This window comes from Amycolatopsis sp. NPDC114478, from assembly GCF_055633805.1.
In genome coordinates, this window is sequence record NZ_JBVKDO010000014.1 from 129,225 (window position 1) to 144,102 (window position 14,878).

15 protein-coding genes are annotated in these 14,878 nt (G+C 71.1%); 2 read left to right on the forward strand and 13 right to left on the reverse strand.

The window, feature by feature from the left end; genetic code table 11:
* Window positions 1–79 precede the first annotated feature (79 nt).
* The gene (locus tag ACZ7OH_RS33240; protein ID WP_470284445.1) at window positions 80–1,618 is read right to left on the reverse strand and encodes a glycerol-3-phosphate dehydrogenase/oxidase; all 1,539 of its coding nucleotides are present in this window, start codon (window positions 1,616–1,618) and stop codon (window positions 80–82) included.
* Entirely contained in the window at window positions 1,615–2,178 is a 564-nt protein-coding gene (locus ACZ7OH_RS33245; protein ID WP_470284577.1) for a TetR/AcrR family transcriptional regulator, read from the reverse strand. The genes ACZ7OH_RS33240 and ACZ7OH_RS33245 overlap by 4 nt, the downstream gene beginning before the upstream one ends.
* 97 nt (window positions 2,179–2,275) lie before the next feature.
* On the opposite strand from ACZ7OH_RS33245, the gene ACZ7OH_RS33250 reads away from it, so the two are divergent.
* Window positions 2,276–3,895 (forward strand): FAD-binding oxidoreductase, encoded by a 1,620-nt coding sequence (locus tag ACZ7OH_RS33250; RefSeq protein ID WP_470284446.1) that lies wholly within the window; start codon window positions 2,276–2,278, stop codon window positions 3,893–3,895.
* On the opposite strand, the gene ACZ7OH_RS33255 is transcribed toward ACZ7OH_RS33250, so the two are convergent.
* The 4 genes from ACZ7OH_RS33255 to ACZ7OH_RS33270 form a co-directional block, all read right to left on the reverse strand.
* Entirely contained in the window at window positions 3,892–4,455 is a 564-nt protein-coding gene (locus tag ACZ7OH_RS33255) for a gamma-glutamylcyclotransferase family protein (protein WP_470284447.1), read from the reverse strand. The two genes, ACZ7OH_RS33250 and ACZ7OH_RS33255, sit on opposite strands and share 4 nt — an antisense overlap.
* A 65-nt stretch (window positions 4,456–4,520) precedes the next feature.
* On the reverse strand, window positions 4,521–5,618 hold the full coding sequence (locus tag ACZ7OH_RS33260; RefSeq protein WP_470284448.1) for an S-(hydroxymethyl)mycothiol dehydrogenase: 1,098 nt from the start codon (window positions 5,616–5,618) through the stop codon (window positions 4,521–4,523).
* Between the two features lie 113 nt (window positions 5,619–5,731).
* Window positions 5,732–6,205, reverse strand: a complete 474-nt coding sequence (locus ACZ7OH_RS33265) for an HAD domain-containing protein (RefSeq protein WP_470284449.1) — start codon at window positions 6,203–6,205, stop codon at window positions 5,732–5,734.
* Between the two features lie 44 nt (window positions 6,206–6,249).
* On the reverse strand, window positions 6,250–7,116 hold the full coding sequence (locus ACZ7OH_RS33270) for a sigma-70 family RNA polymerase sigma factor (protein WP_470284450.1): 867 nt from the start codon (window positions 7,114–7,116) through the stop codon (window positions 6,250–6,252).
* 76 nt (window positions 7,117–7,192) lie between these two features.
* Here ACZ7OH_RS33270 and ACZ7OH_RS33275 point away from each other — a divergent pair, with 76 nt between their 5' ends.
* A complete protein-coding gene (locus ACZ7OH_RS33275; protein ID WP_470284451.1) occupies window positions 7,193–7,642 on the forward strand; it encodes a carboxymuconolactone decarboxylase family protein in 450 nt (149 codons plus the stop codon).
* A gap of 38 nt (window positions 7,643–7,680) precedes the next feature.
* Here the strand turns inward: ACZ7OH_RS33275 and ACZ7OH_RS33280 are convergent, their stop codons facing one another.
* From ACZ7OH_RS33280 to ACZ7OH_RS33310, 7 genes are all read right to left on the reverse strand, one after another.
* Entirely contained in the window at window positions 7,681–8,943 is a 1,263-nt protein-coding gene (locus ACZ7OH_RS33280; RefSeq protein WP_470284452.1) for a peptidase C39 family protein, read from the reverse strand.
* Between the two features lie 71 nt (window positions 8,944–9,014).
* Window positions 9,015–9,416 carry a PaaI family thioesterase gene (locus ACZ7OH_RS33285; RefSeq protein ID WP_470284453.1) on the reverse strand — a complete coding sequence of 134 codons (402 nt, stop codon included), beginning with the start codon at window positions 9,414–9,416 and terminating at the stop codon, window positions 9,015–9,017.
* Window positions 9,417–9,471: 55 nt separating this feature from the next.
* A complete protein-coding gene (locus ACZ7OH_RS33290; RefSeq protein WP_470284454.1) occupies window positions 9,472–11,199 on the reverse strand; it encodes a TIGR03767 family metallophosphoesterase in 1,728 nt (575 codons plus the stop codon).
* 166 nt (window positions 11,200–11,365) lie between these two features.
* Window positions 11,366–11,815 (reverse strand): DUF4190 domain-containing protein, encoded by a 450-nt coding sequence (locus ACZ7OH_RS33295; protein ID WP_470284455.1) that lies wholly within the window; start codon window positions 11,813–11,815, stop codon window positions 11,366–11,368.
* Between the two features lie 57 nt (window positions 11,816–11,872).
* Window positions 11,873–12,688, reverse strand: a complete 816-nt coding sequence (locus tag ACZ7OH_RS33300; protein ID WP_470284456.1) for a carbohydrate ABC transporter permease — start codon at window positions 12,686–12,688, stop codon at window positions 11,873–11,875.
* On the reverse strand, window positions 12,685–13,581 hold the full coding sequence (locus ACZ7OH_RS33305) for a carbohydrate ABC transporter permease (RefSeq protein WP_470284457.1): 897 nt from the start codon (window positions 13,579–13,581) through the stop codon (window positions 12,685–12,687). The genes ACZ7OH_RS33300 and ACZ7OH_RS33305 overlap by 4 nt, the downstream gene beginning before the upstream one ends.
* Window positions 13,578–14,864 (reverse strand): ABC transporter substrate-binding protein, encoded by a 1,287-nt coding sequence (locus ACZ7OH_RS33310; RefSeq protein WP_470284458.1) that lies wholly within the window; start codon window positions 14,862–14,864, stop codon window positions 13,578–13,580. Before ACZ7OH_RS33310 ends, ACZ7OH_RS33305 begins: the two co-directional genes overlap by 4 nt.
* Window positions 14,865–14,878: the final 14 nt, after the last annotated feature.

Consider the following 14,878-nt stretch of genomic DNA (forward strand, 5'->3'; position numbering starts at 1 on the left):
AGGGAAGGGCGGGGCGTGTCGGTGGGGCGTGCCGGCGGGGCGGGGTGTGCCAGCGGGGGCGTGTCGGTGGGGCGGCGGCTCAGGCCAAGCCGGCGAGCGACTTGTCGACAAGCTCCGCCACCCGCGCCCGCGCGGCTTCCGCGTCCGACGGGATCAGTGCCAGCCGTGTCCGGCGTTCCAGTACGTCCGCCACGTCGAGCGCCCCTTCGTTGCGGACCGCCCACACCACCTCGGCCGCCGTGATGTCCGTCCCCGGTGCCACCGGGGCCGCGAACTCCGCGTCCAGCTCGCCCAGTGCCGCTACCCGCGGCGCTTCCGTCCCGTAGCGGGCCACCAGTCGCGGCGAAGCGTCCACAAGGGACAGACTCGACCTCGGTGCCGCGCCGAGCAGTGGCAGGCGGGCGGTCCGGCACGGCGACGCGCTGAGGCCGGCCAGCTTCACCGCCGCGTCGACCGCGTCCTCCGCCATTCGGCGGTACGTCGTCAGCTTGCCGCCGACCACGGTCAGCAGCCCGTCCGAACCCGCCAGGACGGCGTGCTTCCGGGACAGGTCCGCCGACCGCCCGCCGCCCTCGACCAATGGCCGCAGCCCGGCGTACGACCCGGCCACGTCGTCGCGGGTCAGCGGCCGGGCCAGCACCGAGGAAGCCATTGACAGCAGGAAGTCCACATCGGACTCGGGGACCACCGGGACGTCCGGGATCGGGCCGGGAACCGGCTCGTCCGTCAGTCCCAAGTAGACGCGGCCGTCCGGCTGGGGGAGCAGGAACACGAACCGGTTCGTCTCGCCCGGCACGCCGATGTTCACCGACGTCGTGCCCATCGGGACCGTTCCCGGCGCCAGTACCAGGTGCGATCCCAGTGACGGCCGCAGCCGGACCGCGCCCGTCAGCGTGCTCGCCCACACCCCGGCCGCGTTGATCACCTGGCGCGCGTGGATGTCCACAGTGGAACCCGAAACGCCGTCGACCACCGACACCCGGTCCGCCGTCAGGGATGTCGCCGACAACCGCGTCAAGATCCGGGCCCCGAACGACGCCGCCGTCCGGGCCAGGGACACCACCAGCCGGGCGTCGTCGACCAACGCGCCGTCGTAGGCCAGCAGTGCGCCGCGCAAACCGCGCGGGGACAACCCGGGCGCCAGCGCCAACGCCTCGGCGGTGGGGATCGACCGCGGTCGCGGCAGCACCGATGACGGCGTCCGCGCCGCTCGGCGGAGGGCGTCCCCGGCCCGCAGGCCGGCGGCTACGAGAGCCTGCTGGGCCCGGGATGTGCTGGGGTACAACGGGAACAGCTGCGGCATCGCGCGCGTGAGGTGCGGGGCCGTGCGCGTCATCAGGATGCCGCGCTCGACCGCGCTCTCGTGCGCCAGGCCCAGCTCGCCGTGCGCCAGGTACCGCAAGCCGCCGTGGACGAGCTTCGACGACCAGCGGGACGTCCCGAACGCCAGGTCGTGTGCCTCGACCAGTGCCACCGACAATCCGCGGGAAGCCGCGTCGAGGGCGATGCCGGTTCCGGTGACGCCGCCGCCGACCACGACGATGTCGACCCGCTCGCCCGCCGCCAGCTCCGCGAGCTCGTGTTCGCGGCGCCGCGCGTTGAGCGAGCCGGACGTCACGGCTTCAGCGCCGCGTCGAGCACGTGGGTTAACTCCGCCAGCAGCGCCGCCTCGCCGACGTCCGCCGTCGCCGGCCGCAGCGAGAACGCGAAGGACTGGACCACCAGCAGGACCGACCGGGACTGCACCGCGACCGGCGCGCGCCGGATCGAGCCGTCCTGGTGGCCGGCCTCCAGGAGCCCGTGCAGCGCCTGCTCGGCGAACTTCTGCGTCGCGCCCAGCCGCTCCACGATGTACGGGAGCACCAGCTCGGGGTCGACGTCGAGCAGCGTGCGGAACAGCGGGTCGGCCGACAGCGCGCGGACGCCGGCCGCCGCGATGAGCACGAGCCGCTCGCGGCTGTTCCCGGCGTCGGCGCCGCGCTCGCTCGCCGTGCGCAGCAGCCCGCTGAACTCCCGGGTCATCAGCGCCGCGAGCACGCTGCGGACGTCGGGGAAGCGGCGGTAGACCGTCATCCGGCTGACGCGCGCGGTGCGGGCGATTTCGGCGAGTGTGGTGCGGCGCACACCGACGGCCAGCACGCACGAGCGCGCGGCGTCGAGCAGCACGTCATCGGCCACGCGCGTCGCCGTCTGGCGGTTGCGGGTGTCCGCGAGCGCGGACGAGCCCGCGGTCGAAGTGGTGTGACGTTTCACGTCCATGTGTCACACTGTATCGGTGAACGCGCTCATTGACCACCGCCTTCGACGGTCCTGGACCCCGGAAGCCGCCGACGCCGCCCGGCTGCCCGCGCGGGCGGCCAAGTGGCTTGAACAGCGTATAGGCCAGGCGGGTCCCGGTGCTGCCCCGGCCGGGAATTTGCCGGTGGAAATACCGTCACCGAAACTGGACGAATCTGCTGTCACCGCGTTGTCGAAAGTGGTCGGCGCGGAGAACGTGCTGGGCGACGCCGCGGCGCGGCTGGCGCGCGCGACCGGCCTGTCCTACCTCGACCTGCTGCGCCGCCGTTCGCCCGGCGCGGACTTCCCGGTGCCGGACGCGGTCGTGCTGCCCGCGAGCCCGGACGAAGTCCAGGAAGTGCTCGACGTCTGCGTGACCCACGACGTCGGGGTCGTGCCCTTCGGCGGCGGCACCTCGGTCGTCGGCGGCGTCGCGGCCCTGCGCGGCGACAAGGCGTCGGTGATCGCGCTCGACCTCGTCCGGCTCGACGCGCTGGTGTCGGTCGACGCCGAGTCGCGCATCGCCGTCCTGCAGGCCGGCGTCCGCGGTCCCGAGGCCGAGCGCCTCCTCGGCGAGCACGGCCTGACGCTCGGGCACATCCCGCAGTCGTTCGAGCGCGCCACCATCGGTGGCTTCGCGGCGACGCGCTCGGCCGGGCAGGCGTCGTCGGGCTACGGCCGGTTCGAGGACATGGTCACCGGCGTGCGGCTGGCCACCCCGCGCGGCGAGTGGAAGCTCGGCGTCGCACCGGCGTCGGCGGCCGGGCCGGACCTGCGCCAGCTCGCGATCGGCAGCGAGGGCACCCTCGGCGTGATCACGGAGGTGTCGCTGCGGGTCCGCCCCGCGCCGCCGGTCCGCCGGTACGAGGGCTACGCCCTGCCCGGCTGGGAAGCGGGCCGCGAGGCCGTCCGCGACCTCGCGCAGCACCACGCGCTCGCCGACGTCACCCGGCTGTCCGATGTGGACGAAACCGGGGTTTCGCTGGTGTTGAACGCCGGCCTCAAGACGGCGGCGCTGCGCCGGTACCTCGCCGCGCGCGGGGTGCCGCACCCGTGTTTCCTCATCGTGGGCTGGGAAGGCACCGCGCGCGACGTGGCGCTGCGCCGCCGCGAGACGACGCGCCGGCTGAAGGCCGCGGGTGCGGTGCGCGTCGGCAAGGCGCTCGGCGAGTCGTGGCGCCACGGCCGGTTCGCCGGGCCGCGGCAGCGGGATGCCCTGCTGGATCAAGGTGTCTGCGTCGAGACGCTGGAAACCGCCGCTTACTGGTCCAATGTGGACGAACTCCGTGACGACGTCCGCGCGGCGCTGACCGCGTCGCTGGGCCGCGCGATCGTGATGTGCCACATCTCGCACGCGTACGAGACGGGCGCGTCGCTCTACTTCACGGTACTGACGGCTCGCGACGAGACCGACCCGGTCGGTCAGTGGCAGCGCGCGAAGGCGGCGGCCTGCGAGGCGATCGTCGGCCTGGGCACCATTTCGCACCACCACGCCGTCGGCGTCGACCACGCGCCGTACTTGCGGGCGGAGATCGGCTCGCTGGGCGTCGAAGTGCTGCGCGCGGCCAAGTCCACAGTGGACCCGACCGGGATCCTCAACCCGGGCAAGCTGGTCTAGGGGAAGGTGCGCCCGTCCGGCGGCTCGACGACTTCGCAGGCGACGCCGGGGCCATCGGCCGGGACGCCGTCCAGCTCGACGGCCTGCGCCTGCGCGACGTCGGCCGTGCGCACCGGCTTCCCGTCGACCAGCAGCGGGTAGCGGATCGGCACCGCGCCGATGTAGGCCAGCACGTCGGTGACGCGGCTGCCGTCCTCCAGGGTGATGTCCGGCTCGGTGAGCCGGACCAGGTGGTAGCGGTTGCCGCGGCCTTCGCAGCGGTCCAGCACCACGAGCTGCTCCGGCGTCACGAACCAGACGGCGTGCTCCTCGACACCGGGCAGTGCGGTGAGCGTCGCCGGGCGCTGGCCGTCGCGGTAGCGCAGCCCCGACGCCCACACGGCGGCGAGGCCGTCGCAGCGGGCGTGCGCGACGACGACCGGGCCCTCGAGCCCGAGCTCGGCGCGCATCCAGCTGATCTTCGACGGGTTGGCGTTGGAGCCGTAGGCGAGCACGGCCTGCCGGTCGCGCCAGCCCGCCGGCGCGGTGTCCAGCGGGTACCCGGCCCCGTTTTCGTGCACGAACGAGAAGCCCGGCCGGGTCCCCGGGTAGGGGTCGGCCGGGTAGTCCGCGTCGCTGAAGAGAGTCAGAACGTCACCACGCTGCGCAGGACGTCACCGTGGTGCATGCGCTCGAAGGCCTGCTCGACGCCGTCGACGCCGATCCGCTCGGTGACGAACTTGTCGAGCGGCAGCCGGCCCTGCAGGTAGAGGTCGACGAGCATCGGGAAGTCCCGGCTCGGCAGGCAGTCGCCGTACCAGGACGACTTGAGCGAGCCGCCGCGCGAGAAGAAGTCGATCAGCGGCAGGTCGTTCAGGCGCATCTCCGGCGTCGGGACGCCGACCAGCACGACGGTGCCGGCCAGGTCGCGCCCGTAGAAGGCCTGCCGCCAGGTCTCCGGCCGTCCGACGGCGTCGATCACGACGTCCGGGCCGAAGCTGTTCGTGGCGTCCTGCATGGCCTCGACGACCGCCTCTTCGGAGAGGCCCTTGCTGTTGACGGTGTGCGTCGCGCCGAAGTCCTTGGCCCAGTCCAGCTTCCGGTCGTCCATGTCGATCGCGACGATCGTCGTGGCGCCCGCCAGCTTCGCGCCGGCGATGGCGGCGTCCCCGACCCCACCACAGCCGATGACGGCCACCGAGTCACCCCGCGTTACAGCGCCGGTATTGATGGCGGCTCCGAGTCCGGCCATCACGCCGCAGCCGAGCAGCCCGGCCACCGCGGGCTCGGCCTCGCGGTTCACCTTCGTGCACTGTCCGCTGTGGACGAGGGTCTTCTCGAGGAAGGCGCCGATGCCGAGGGCGGCCGAGAGCTTGGTGCCGTCCTGGAGGGTCATGGGCTGCGCCGCGTTGAAGGTCGAGAAGCAGTACCACGGCTTCCCGCGCTTGCAGGCCCGGCAGGTGCCGCAGACGGCGCGCCAGTTGAGGATGACGTAGTCGCCGGGCGCGACGTCGGTGACGCCCTCGCCGACGGCCTCGACGACCCCGGCGGCCTCGTGGCCGAGCAGGAACGGGAACTCGTCGTTGATCCCGCCCTCGCGGTAGTGCAGGTCGGTGTGGCAGACCCCGCAGGCCTGCACGTTCACGACGGCCTCGCCGGGCCCGGGATCGGGCACGAGGACGGTTTCCAGCGAGACGGGCTCGCCCTTCGCCCGCGAAACGACCCCCTGGACCTCGTACGGCATGCGAATCCACCTTCCGGCTTTGCTGGCTCTGCCCGCAGCTAATCACGGATCACGCGGAGATGGCGACATCCGCATGAGTGAGTCTTGGTGGTTTGTGCGCAACATGTTGCGCGTTACGCAACTGTGGCGAACCAGTCGGCGAGGGTTTCGAAGTCGTGGCCGGTGAGCCCCGTGCTTGCGGCGACGGTGTGCACCAGAGCCGGTCCCGGGTGGTGGCGCGCGACCCACGTCCGGTCGGCGTCGGTGGTTTCGTCGTCGACCCAGGCGAACGGGCGGCCCGCCGCGTGCTCGACGATCCGCGTGGTCTTCCAGTGCGGCCCCGGTCCGGTGTCTTCCTCGGGGAAATCGAGCACGGGCAGCGGCGGCAGGCCCAGCAGCGGAGCGACGGCTTCGTTGGCGTCGTCCAGCCACGTCGTGGCCCAGACCAGGTCGCACCCGAGCGCCAGCAGCCGCGGGCCGAGGCCCGGGTCGACCCGGGACAGCAGGGGGTTGTCCAGGTCGGCGTCCGTGAAGTGCGCGTACTCGCCGGAACCGCGCCCGAACGGGATCAGCGGGCCGTCGACGTCGAGGAAGAGCAGGGGGCGCATGGTTACGGCAGTCTGGCACGGGCCTCCGGCCCCCGTCTTCCAGCTTAGCGGGCGGTACCGACAGTTCCGGGCGGCTCGGGCAGCTCCATCGACGCCAGCCGCGCCGGGTCGGCGACTCCCGCGATACCCGTGATCCGGCCGCCCACCACCGTGAACGCCACCACCGACATCGGTGTCCCGTCCGGGTGCCACGCCACCACGCCCGGCAGGCCGCCGACCAGGACCTCCTGGCCGCCCGCTGCCGCTCCGATGCGCGCTCCCGCCGCCACGTTCGTCGCTCCCAGGACCACCACCACGCCGTCCGGGGTGTCGACCGTCAAGCGGACGTCCGGGTCCAGGACCCGCAGCAGTTCCTCGAAATCGCCGTCGCGGGCCGCCCTCAAGAACGCGTCCACCACCTGGCGCTGCGACCTCCCCGCACCGGAAGGACCCGCCGGCGTCCGGACCTTCTTGCGCGCGCGGCTCGCCAGCATCTTCGTCGCGCCCGGGGACTTGCCGAGGATGCGGCCGATCTCCTCGAACGGCACCGCGAACAGGTCGTGCAGCACGAACGCCAGCCGCTCGCCCGGCGCGAGGGACTCCAGCACCACCAGCAGCGCGAGCCCGACCGAGTCCGCCAGCTCGGCGTCGTCGTCGGGGGCCGGGCTTTCGTCGACCGCCACGACGATCTCGTCGTACGGCGCCTCGGGCCGGGACCGGCGCGAGCGCAGCACGTCCAGGCTGATCCGGCCGACCACCGTCGTGAGCCAGCCGTCGAGGTTGTCGATCGTCTCGGCGTCCTGGCGGGACAGCCGCAGCCACGCCTCCTGGACCACGTCCTCGGCGTCGGCGTGCGAACCCAGCACGCGGTGGGCCACCGCGCGCAGCCGGTCGCGCTGCGCCTCGAAGACCTCGGTCATCGTGTCGGGCATGTCGTTACCTTCCTCGGTTCCGCTCCGTCATGGGGATGACGGATCCGAAGCACCACAGGTAACAACAGGAGGAACGATGGAAGCACGGCTCGAGAGCACCAGCAGCCCCGAGGTGACCGGAGCGGTCCAGCAGCTGCTCAAGGTCGTGTACGGCGCCGGCGTCGACCCGCTGCTGCTCGAGCTGGTCCACCTGCGGGCCAGCCAGATCAACAGCTGCGCGCCGTGCGTCTACGGGGGTGTCCAGTCGGCGAAGAAGCACGGCGAGACCGAAGAACGGCTGCACAGCGTCGTCACCTGGCGCGAGACGCCGTTCTTCACCGAGCCGGAGCGGGCCGCGCTCGCGCTGACCGAAGCGGCGACGCGGATCGAGGACGGCCAGCCGGGCGTGACCGACGAGATCTGGGCGGCCGCCGCCGGGCACTTCGACGAGAAGCAGCTGTCGGCGATCGTCCTGCACATCGCGCTGACCGGCTTCTTCAACCGGATCAACCGCGCGATCCGGGAGCAGGCCGGCAAGACCTGGTGAGGCGCGGCGGGGCGCCGCCCGGCGCCCCGCCGATCCGGTCAGGCCGGCGTGATGATGTACGCGACGCCGCCCGGGCCGCTCGCCACGGACCCGTCCGCGCGGTAGCGCTTGGTCCGCTGCCAGATCTTCTCGAACTGGTCGCGCTTGTACACGTTGCGCACGCGGTCGTTGCTGCTCGACGCCGGGTCGTTCGCGATCACGTCGCCGTCCTTCGTGAAGCCGACGACCACCATGATGTGCCCCGACGTCCCGTAGCCCGCGCCGTCCAGTTCCGACGCCAGGAACGACTGGGACGTGATCACCGGGATCCCGCGGGCGATGTAGTTCTCGAGCTCGTTCAGCGAGTGCAGCCGCGTGATGTGACCGCGAAGGCCGCGCGACGCCGCGTACGCCGTGTTGAACGGCCAGTTGCCTGTGCCGTCGTACGCGTGGTCGTAGGTGTAGCGCGCCGCGAACGCCACCGACGGGTCGACGTAGTCCGCCGGGATCCAGGACATCTCCGCCGCCGACGGCTTCTTGCCCCAGTACTCGGCCACCATCTCGGTCGACGTCGGGCTGCACCAGGCTTCGCCGCCACCGCCGTACTGCGGGAACTGTCCCTTGTGGAGGTTCTGCGCGTAGGCCGGCACCTTCAGCTCGATCCCGGTGGCACGGCCCGGCTTCGTCGTCTGCACGTCGAAGCGGTCCGGCACCGCCGAGGTCATCGCGCCCAGCGACGTCACCGACGGCGTCGCGTGCGACCCGGCTTCGCGGTAGAGGTCGATCCGCAGCTGGTACGACTTCAGCGTCACGCCCGTCTTCATCTCCAACGTGTCGACGTCGACCAGGGCGTTCGCGTCGTCCTGGCCGTCGACGCTGGTGCGCAGGATGTCGGCGTCGCCGCTGGCCCAGCGGCCCATCACGTACCACGCGGTTTCGGTGCCGGCCGACGTCCGGCCGCGCGCCTCGACCTGCAGCCAAGTCTTCGCCGGCGTCTGCGCGTTCCAGGACGCGACCAGCTGCGTCGCGCCGAAGCCCTCGCGGTACTCCGGCGACGTCCACCGGCCGTACTCGTACGTTCTCGTCGTGCCCAGCTCCGGCTCGGTGTGCTCGACCGTGCCGACCGGGCGCGTGATGCGCAGGCCGTCGCGGGTCAGCGCGAGCCCGGCGAAGTCGCCTTCGTGGAAGCGCCCGCCGTTCCACTCGTGGTAGTCGATCGCCTCGTCGTCGTGGGGCCGGGCGGGCGCGGCCTCGGCCACTTGCGCGGTTACAGCGGTCAACACAACCACTGACAATAAGGTGAACAACTTGCGTACGCGCATCCCGGCTCCCTGATAGACCCACCCAGTAGCCAGGGATTTTCGCCGGTCCGGCCGGGTCTGTAAACAGGTACCTAGAGGACGGCCTGCGTCTGTGTCACTTTCGCGACCAACCTGCCGTCGTCGTCGTGGATCTCGGTCTCCACCACGACGAACTTGCGCCCGGCGTGCAGTGGTCTGGACGACGCAACGGCGTAGCCCGAACGCACCGCACGCAGGAAGTTCGTCTTCGACTCGACGGTCGTCGTGCCCTGGCCGCCCTCGGGCAGGTTGAGGAACGCGCACACGGCGCCGGTCGAGTCGGCCAGCGCCATGAGCGCGCCCCCGTGCAGCGCGCCGCCGAGCGTGCAGAGGCTCTCGTCCCACTTCAGCCGGCTGCGGACGAGCTCACGCCCGTGCTCCAGCACCTCGACGCCGAGGCGCTCGGAGAACGGCATGGAACGGTGGAAGAGCCGCGTGCCCTCGGGATCGGTCATGCGGTCACCTTGCCGCACGCCCGGCCCGAGGGCGATTACGCCGGAGGTAACGCGCTCAGCTCAGCGGGTTGACGAGCAGCAGCTCCGTGTTGTGGTCCGCGGGATCCCCGACGCGGCCGAGGTTGGTGTGGATGTCGTTGTACGACAGCTCGCGGTACAGCGACGCAAGCGCTTGCGGCGTCCGGGCGCCGTAGTCCACGGCGTACGGCGCTTCGGCCTCGATCAGCGTCGTGAACAGCGACAACGTGCCGTCGGCGTTGTCCGCGACCTCGACGATCCGCGCGTGCTGCGGGAAGTCGATGTGCGACGCCGTGTTGATCTCCCAGAAGCCCTGCTGCGGCGTGTTCCCCGCGTGCGGCGTGATCTTGTTGAGGTGCGTGTGGCCGTTGACCCAGGCCAGCACGTTCGGGAACCGCTTGAGCAGCCCGACGAACGCGTCGCCGTTGAGACGCGGGTCGAGCAGGTGGCGCGAGTCCGGCAGCAGGTTGGTCATCGTGCCGCTGGTGTGGTGGCTGAACAGCAGGAACAGCTCGTCGGTGACGGCGTGGGTGACCTTGCGGCCGAAGAAGTCGTAGTACGTCGAGCTGTTCCGCTTCAGCGTCGCCTCGACCCAGTTGAACTGCGCGAGGCCGATCGAGCCGTCGGCGAACCCGGCGTCGGTCGTCGTGTCGAGGCTGATCCCGGTGATGCCCGGCGCGATCCGGAACGTGTAGTAGACGTTCTTGCCGTCGGCGTTGGCGGTCGAGAAGCCGTGCCCGACCGGGCCGGGGCCGGTGTTGGCGGAGTCGAGGTGGGCGCGGACGAACTCGCCGGTGTCGAACGGACGGCGCCGCACGTCCGGCGTGACCTCGCGGATCGTGCCCGAGCCACCGAACAGCTCGGCGACCGGCACGCTCGAGCCGGGCTTCTTGATGGCGTCGGCGAGCTTCTTCGCGGTGCTCTCGTCCTTGCCGATGACCTTGTACCGGCCGGTGTACCAGGCGTCGATGCCGGGGATCTGCGCCGGCAGCGAGCCGACGATGCTGTCGTCGTGGTTGCCGAAGGTGCAGAACCACGGGACGTCGAGGCCGGGCGCGGTGAACGGCTTGATGCCGGCTTCGAGCAGGCCGGGGATCTGCGGGAAGCCCTTGGCGGAGTAGTCGTCGCTGCCCGGCGTACCCGGGTTCCAGAACTCGTGGTTGCCGGAGTTCTGGACGCCCTCGTAGGCGTTCGGGTCGCCGGAGTTCGGCGTGACGCTGCCGCCGTTGAGGACCTTGAGGAACCAGTCGAGCTCGATCAGCTCGTGGTTGTCGGTGTTGTCGCCGGTGGTGACCATGAGGTCGAACGGCCGGCCGGTGAACGGCCCCTGCCGCACGCTGTTGACGCGCTCGACGAGCGCGCTCGTCGCGACGGTGCCGAGCGCCTCCTGCGGCCGGTGCGCCGAGCCGATGAACGGGTGCAGGTACTCGAAGCGCGCGGGGCTCTCGGTGTCGGTGATGTGCAGGTCGGTGAACTGCACGAACGCGCTGAGCGCGCGGCGGCGGTCGTCGCGCCCGGTCTTCGGCGTCGCGAGGTCGCTGCGGACGACGAGCGGCCAGCCGGGCCCGCCCTGGAGCCGGGTGTAGGCCGGCCCGGCGGTGACGGCGGTGGCGACCTGCTCGAGCGTGGTGCCGGATGTGGTGACCGAGCGCGTGCTCGTGAGCCGCAGCGCGCGGTCGAGGGCGTTCGCGGTGGGCGTGCACAGCAGCAGTCCGAGACCGGCGGCGCCCGCGGTCGTGACGGCGCGCCGGGTGAGTTCGGCCATGGTTGTTCGCTCCCCAGTCTTCTCGGTTGCCCAGCACCGTGCCGGACGTGGGTGGACGCGGGGTGAACGTGAAAAACATTCACCGTGACAGTTCAATCCACCCTGTCACAGGCCTCGGTGCGGGGAGTACCGCCGAACGTCGTGGGGATTTCGGGCGCCGGATCGGTCAGCAGCTGATCCCGCACGCGGTCCCGGCGGCGAACAGGCCGAAAAAGAACAGCATCACGATCAGCGCCGGGATCACCGCGATGATCCCGCAGATCAGGCCCGCGATGCCCATGCCCTTGCCGGTGTAGCCGGGCCGGTTCGCCTGCATCATCCCGCCCCACGACAGGCCGATCGCCAGGAACCCGAGGACCAGGTCGACGAACGGGATCCAGAACGTGACCAGCGCGACGATGCCGACGACCATGCCCGCCACCGCCATTCCGCTGGTCGTCAACGGCTGGTACCCCGGGTACGCCCCATAGCCGGGCTGGGGGGCGTACCCCGGGTACGGCTGCGGCTGCGTCACGTACGGCTGGACCGCGTACTGCGGCGCCGAAGGCGGGTAAACGGGATCGGCCGGGGGCGGGAACTGCGGCTGATCCGGCTGGTAAGGGTCGTAACTGGTCACAGGGCACCCACTTCTGTCCGTCACCGGCGAAGTCGCCTGGACGGTGCCGCACGTTACTCAGCCCGTCAGACCCGACTCCGTCACCCCGCGGACCAGGTACCGCTGCAGGAACGCGAACAGCAGCACGATCGGCAGGATCGACACCGCCGCCGCGAGGAACAGCAGGTTCAGCTGGGGGTTCTGCGCCGTCAGCAACCCGGACAGCGCCACCTGGACCGTCCACGAGTCCGGCGACTGCGCGATGATCAGCGGCCACAGGAACGCGTTCCAGCTGCCGATCACCGTGATCACCGCGATCGCCGCGAAGAACCCCTTCGAGTTCGGGACGACGATCCGCCAGAAGACGCCCCAGCGACTGAGCCCGTCGACCCGGCCGGCTTCCTCCAGTTCGCGCGGGAAGTCCAGGAAGTACTGCCGGAAGAGGAACACGCTGAACGCGCTGAACAGGCCCGGGATCACCAGCCCGCGGAAGTCCGACAGCCAGCCCAGCGACGAGACCACCACGAAGCTCGGCACGAACGTCACCGACGTCGGGATCATCAGCGTCGCCAGCACCGCGTAGAACACGAACCGCGAGTGCCGGTACGGGATCCGGGCCAGGCCGTAGCCCGCCAGTGAGCAGATCACCAGCAGGCCCAGGGTCTGCAGGACCGCCACGATCGCCGAGTTCAGCAGGCTGCGCGCGAAGGGGACGTCCGTGAGCGAAAACAGCGTCGAGAAGTTCTCCCAGTGCACTGTGGACGGGAAGAACGTCCAGCCGGGCGCGGTGATCTCCGCCCGGGACGCCAGGCCGTTGCGCACCAGCAGGTAGAACGGCAGCAGGAACAGCACCGCCGCGACGACGAGCGCCGTCCAGCGCAGGACCGCCTTCACGACACCCGCCCGAAGCGGAAGACGCGACCCTGCAGCAACGTCACCAGGGCGATGAGCAGCGCGAGGATCACCGCGCCCGCACTGCCGCGGCCCAGGTCCTGGCCGCCCGACCCCAGCGACGTGTAGTACAGGTACACCAGCGGTGGCCGCGCGAACGGCGGGTAGCCCCGGGCGTCCCCCATGATGTTGTAGAACTCGTCGAACGCCTGGTACGCGTTGATCAGGTTGAGCAGGAGCACCGCCACCGCCGTCGCGCGCAGCTGGGGGAGCGTGATGTACCGGAACACCTGCCAGCCCGGCTTCGCGCCGTCGAGCCACGCGGCCTCGTACAGGTGCCTCGGGATCCGTTGCAGCGCCGCGATGAACAGGATCATGTAGAACCCGAGCTGCAGCCACAGCCGCGCCGTCACCAGGACGATCCAGTACAGCGGCGGGTCGACCGTCCCCGTCCAGGCGACCGGGTCGGCGCCGAAGAGGGACAGCACGCTGTTCGCCAGTCCGTAGCGGACCCCGGAGAACAGCGACGTCTTCCAGATCAGCGACGCCACGACGTACGAGCACGCGAACGGCAGGAAGAACACCGACCGGAAGAACGCCCGCGCGAACCGCAGCCGGTTGACGCCGAGGGCGAGCGCCAGCGACAGCGCGAACGTCAGCGGCACGATGAACACCGCGAACACGCTGAACGTCCCCAGGCTCGACAGGAACGGCTCGTCGGTCAGCATGTGCCCGTAGTTGTCCAGCCCGACGAACTCGGTCGGGGCCACCGTGTTGCGCGCGTCGAAGAAGGACAGGTACGCGCTCCAGCCGATCGGCAGGTACGCGAAGACCGCCAGCCCGATCAGGAACGGCCCGACGAACAGCCAGAACGCGCGGGCATCCCGCCGCTTCATCCGAACAGGCGCTTCAGCTCAGCCTGAGCGACTCCGACCGCCGTCTTGGTCTGCTCGACCGGGTCCGCCCCCTCCTTCGCGATCTTCGCGACCGCGTCGGACAACGCGGTGTTCGCCTGCTGCGTCCACACCGGACCGCCGACGAGGTGGCCGTTCTCCCGGACGAACCGGGCGGCGTCCGCGGCCGGCCCCGTCGCGAGGCTGTTCGCCTGGCCGACCAGGCTCTGGCGCGCCGGGACGTGGAAGCCGAACTTGGTCGCGAACTCCAGCTGGTCGTCGGTCTTGTCGATCCACAGCCACTTCACGAACGCCTTGGCCTCGGCGACGTGCGCGCTCTTGGCGTTGACCATCGCGCCGTACGCGCCGACCGGCACCGACGGCGCGCCCGTCGCGTCGAGCCGGGGGAACGGCAGGACGCCGAAGTCGTCGTCGAACGCCTGCCGGATCTTCGGCACGTTCCACAGGCCGGTCCACTGCATCGCGGCGAGCCCGTCGACGAACGCGCCGGGGTCCGACCAGTCCGCCGGTGCGCCGAGCAGCAGGGAACCGTTGGCGTTCAAGGTGTGCAGCTTCGCGAGCGCGGTCGCCGCGCGCGGGTCGTCGAAGCCGACCTCGCGGTTGCCGTTCTTGAGGTAGTCGAGGCCGGCCGACCACAGCAGCGGCCCGGTGAGGACGGCGACGCCGCCGTCGTTGCCGGCGAAGAAGCCCTTGACGCCGTCCTTCGTCAGCTTCGCGGCCGCGTCGATCAGCTCGTCGACCGTCTGCGGCGGCTGGACGCCCGCGGCCTGCAGCAGGCTCTTGCGGTAGAAGAGCACCTGCGTGTCCACGGCCTGCGGGATGCCGTAGACCTTGCCCTCGACGGTCTGCGCGGCCAGCAAGGCCGGGCTGAAGTCGGTCCGGACCGGCGCGATGACGTCGTCGAGCGACACGACCTGGTTCTGCCGCACCCAGTCGATCTTGACCTGGGCCTCGAAGACGTCCGGGACCGCGCTGTTCTGCAGCGCGGTGACGATCTTCGAGTCGTAGTCGCCCGGGTTCCACTGGACGTTCACGCTCGCGCCCGGGTAACTGGCGGCGTACCGCTTGACCGCTTCCTGGACGCCGTCCTCGCCGTACGCGTGGTACCACTGCTGGAGCGTGACCTTCGGCGCGTCGGACGGCGGCGGCCCCGCCGAGTAGGCCGTCGACGGCGGCGGCGTGCCCTGCCGCCCGGTGTTCGACCCGCAGGCCGTGACGACCGCGCCCAGCCCCGCGAGCGCGAGAAAATTGCGCCTGTTATGCATCCCCAGAACCCCTC

Bases quoted from the DNA above. Each gene is read 5' to 3' on its own strand.
- ACZ7OH_RS33260 (WP_470284448.1), bottom strand. From the start codon at position 5,618: ATGCCGTACGAGGTCCAGGGGGTCGTTTCGCGGGCGAAGGGCGAGCCC.
- ACZ7OH_RS33265 (WP_470284449.1), bottom strand. From the start codon at position 6,205: ATGCGCCCCCTGCTCTTCCTCGACGTCGACGGCCCGCTGATCCCGTTC.
- ACZ7OH_RS33270 (WP_470284450.1), bottom strand. From the start codon at position 7,116: ATGCCCGACACGATGACCGAGGTCTTCGAGGCGCAGCGCGACCGGCTG.
- ACZ7OH_RS33275 (WP_470284451.1), top strand. From the start codon at position 7,193: ATGGAAGCACGGCTCGAGAGCACCAGCAGCCCCGAGGTGACCGGAGCG.
- ACZ7OH_RS33280 (WP_470284452.1), bottom strand. From the start codon at position 8,943: ATGCGCGTACGCAAGTTGTTCACCTTATTGTCAGTGGTTGTGTTGACC.
- ACZ7OH_RS33285 (WP_470284453.1), bottom strand. From the start codon at position 9,416: ATGACCGATCCCGAGGGCACGCGGCTCTTCCACCGTTCCATGCCGTTC.
- ACZ7OH_RS33290 (WP_470284454.1), bottom strand. From the start codon at position 11,199: ATGGCCGAACTCACCCGGCGCGCCGTCACGACCGCGGGCGCCGCCGGT.
- ACZ7OH_RS33305 (WP_470284457.1), bottom strand. From the start codon at position 13,581: ATGAAGCGGCGGGATGCCCGCGCGTTCTGGCTGTTCGTCGGGCCGTTC.
- ACZ7OH_RS33310 (WP_470284458.1), bottom strand. From the start codon at position 14,864: ATGCATAACAGGCGCAATTTTCTCGCGCTCGCGGGGCTGGGCGCGGTC.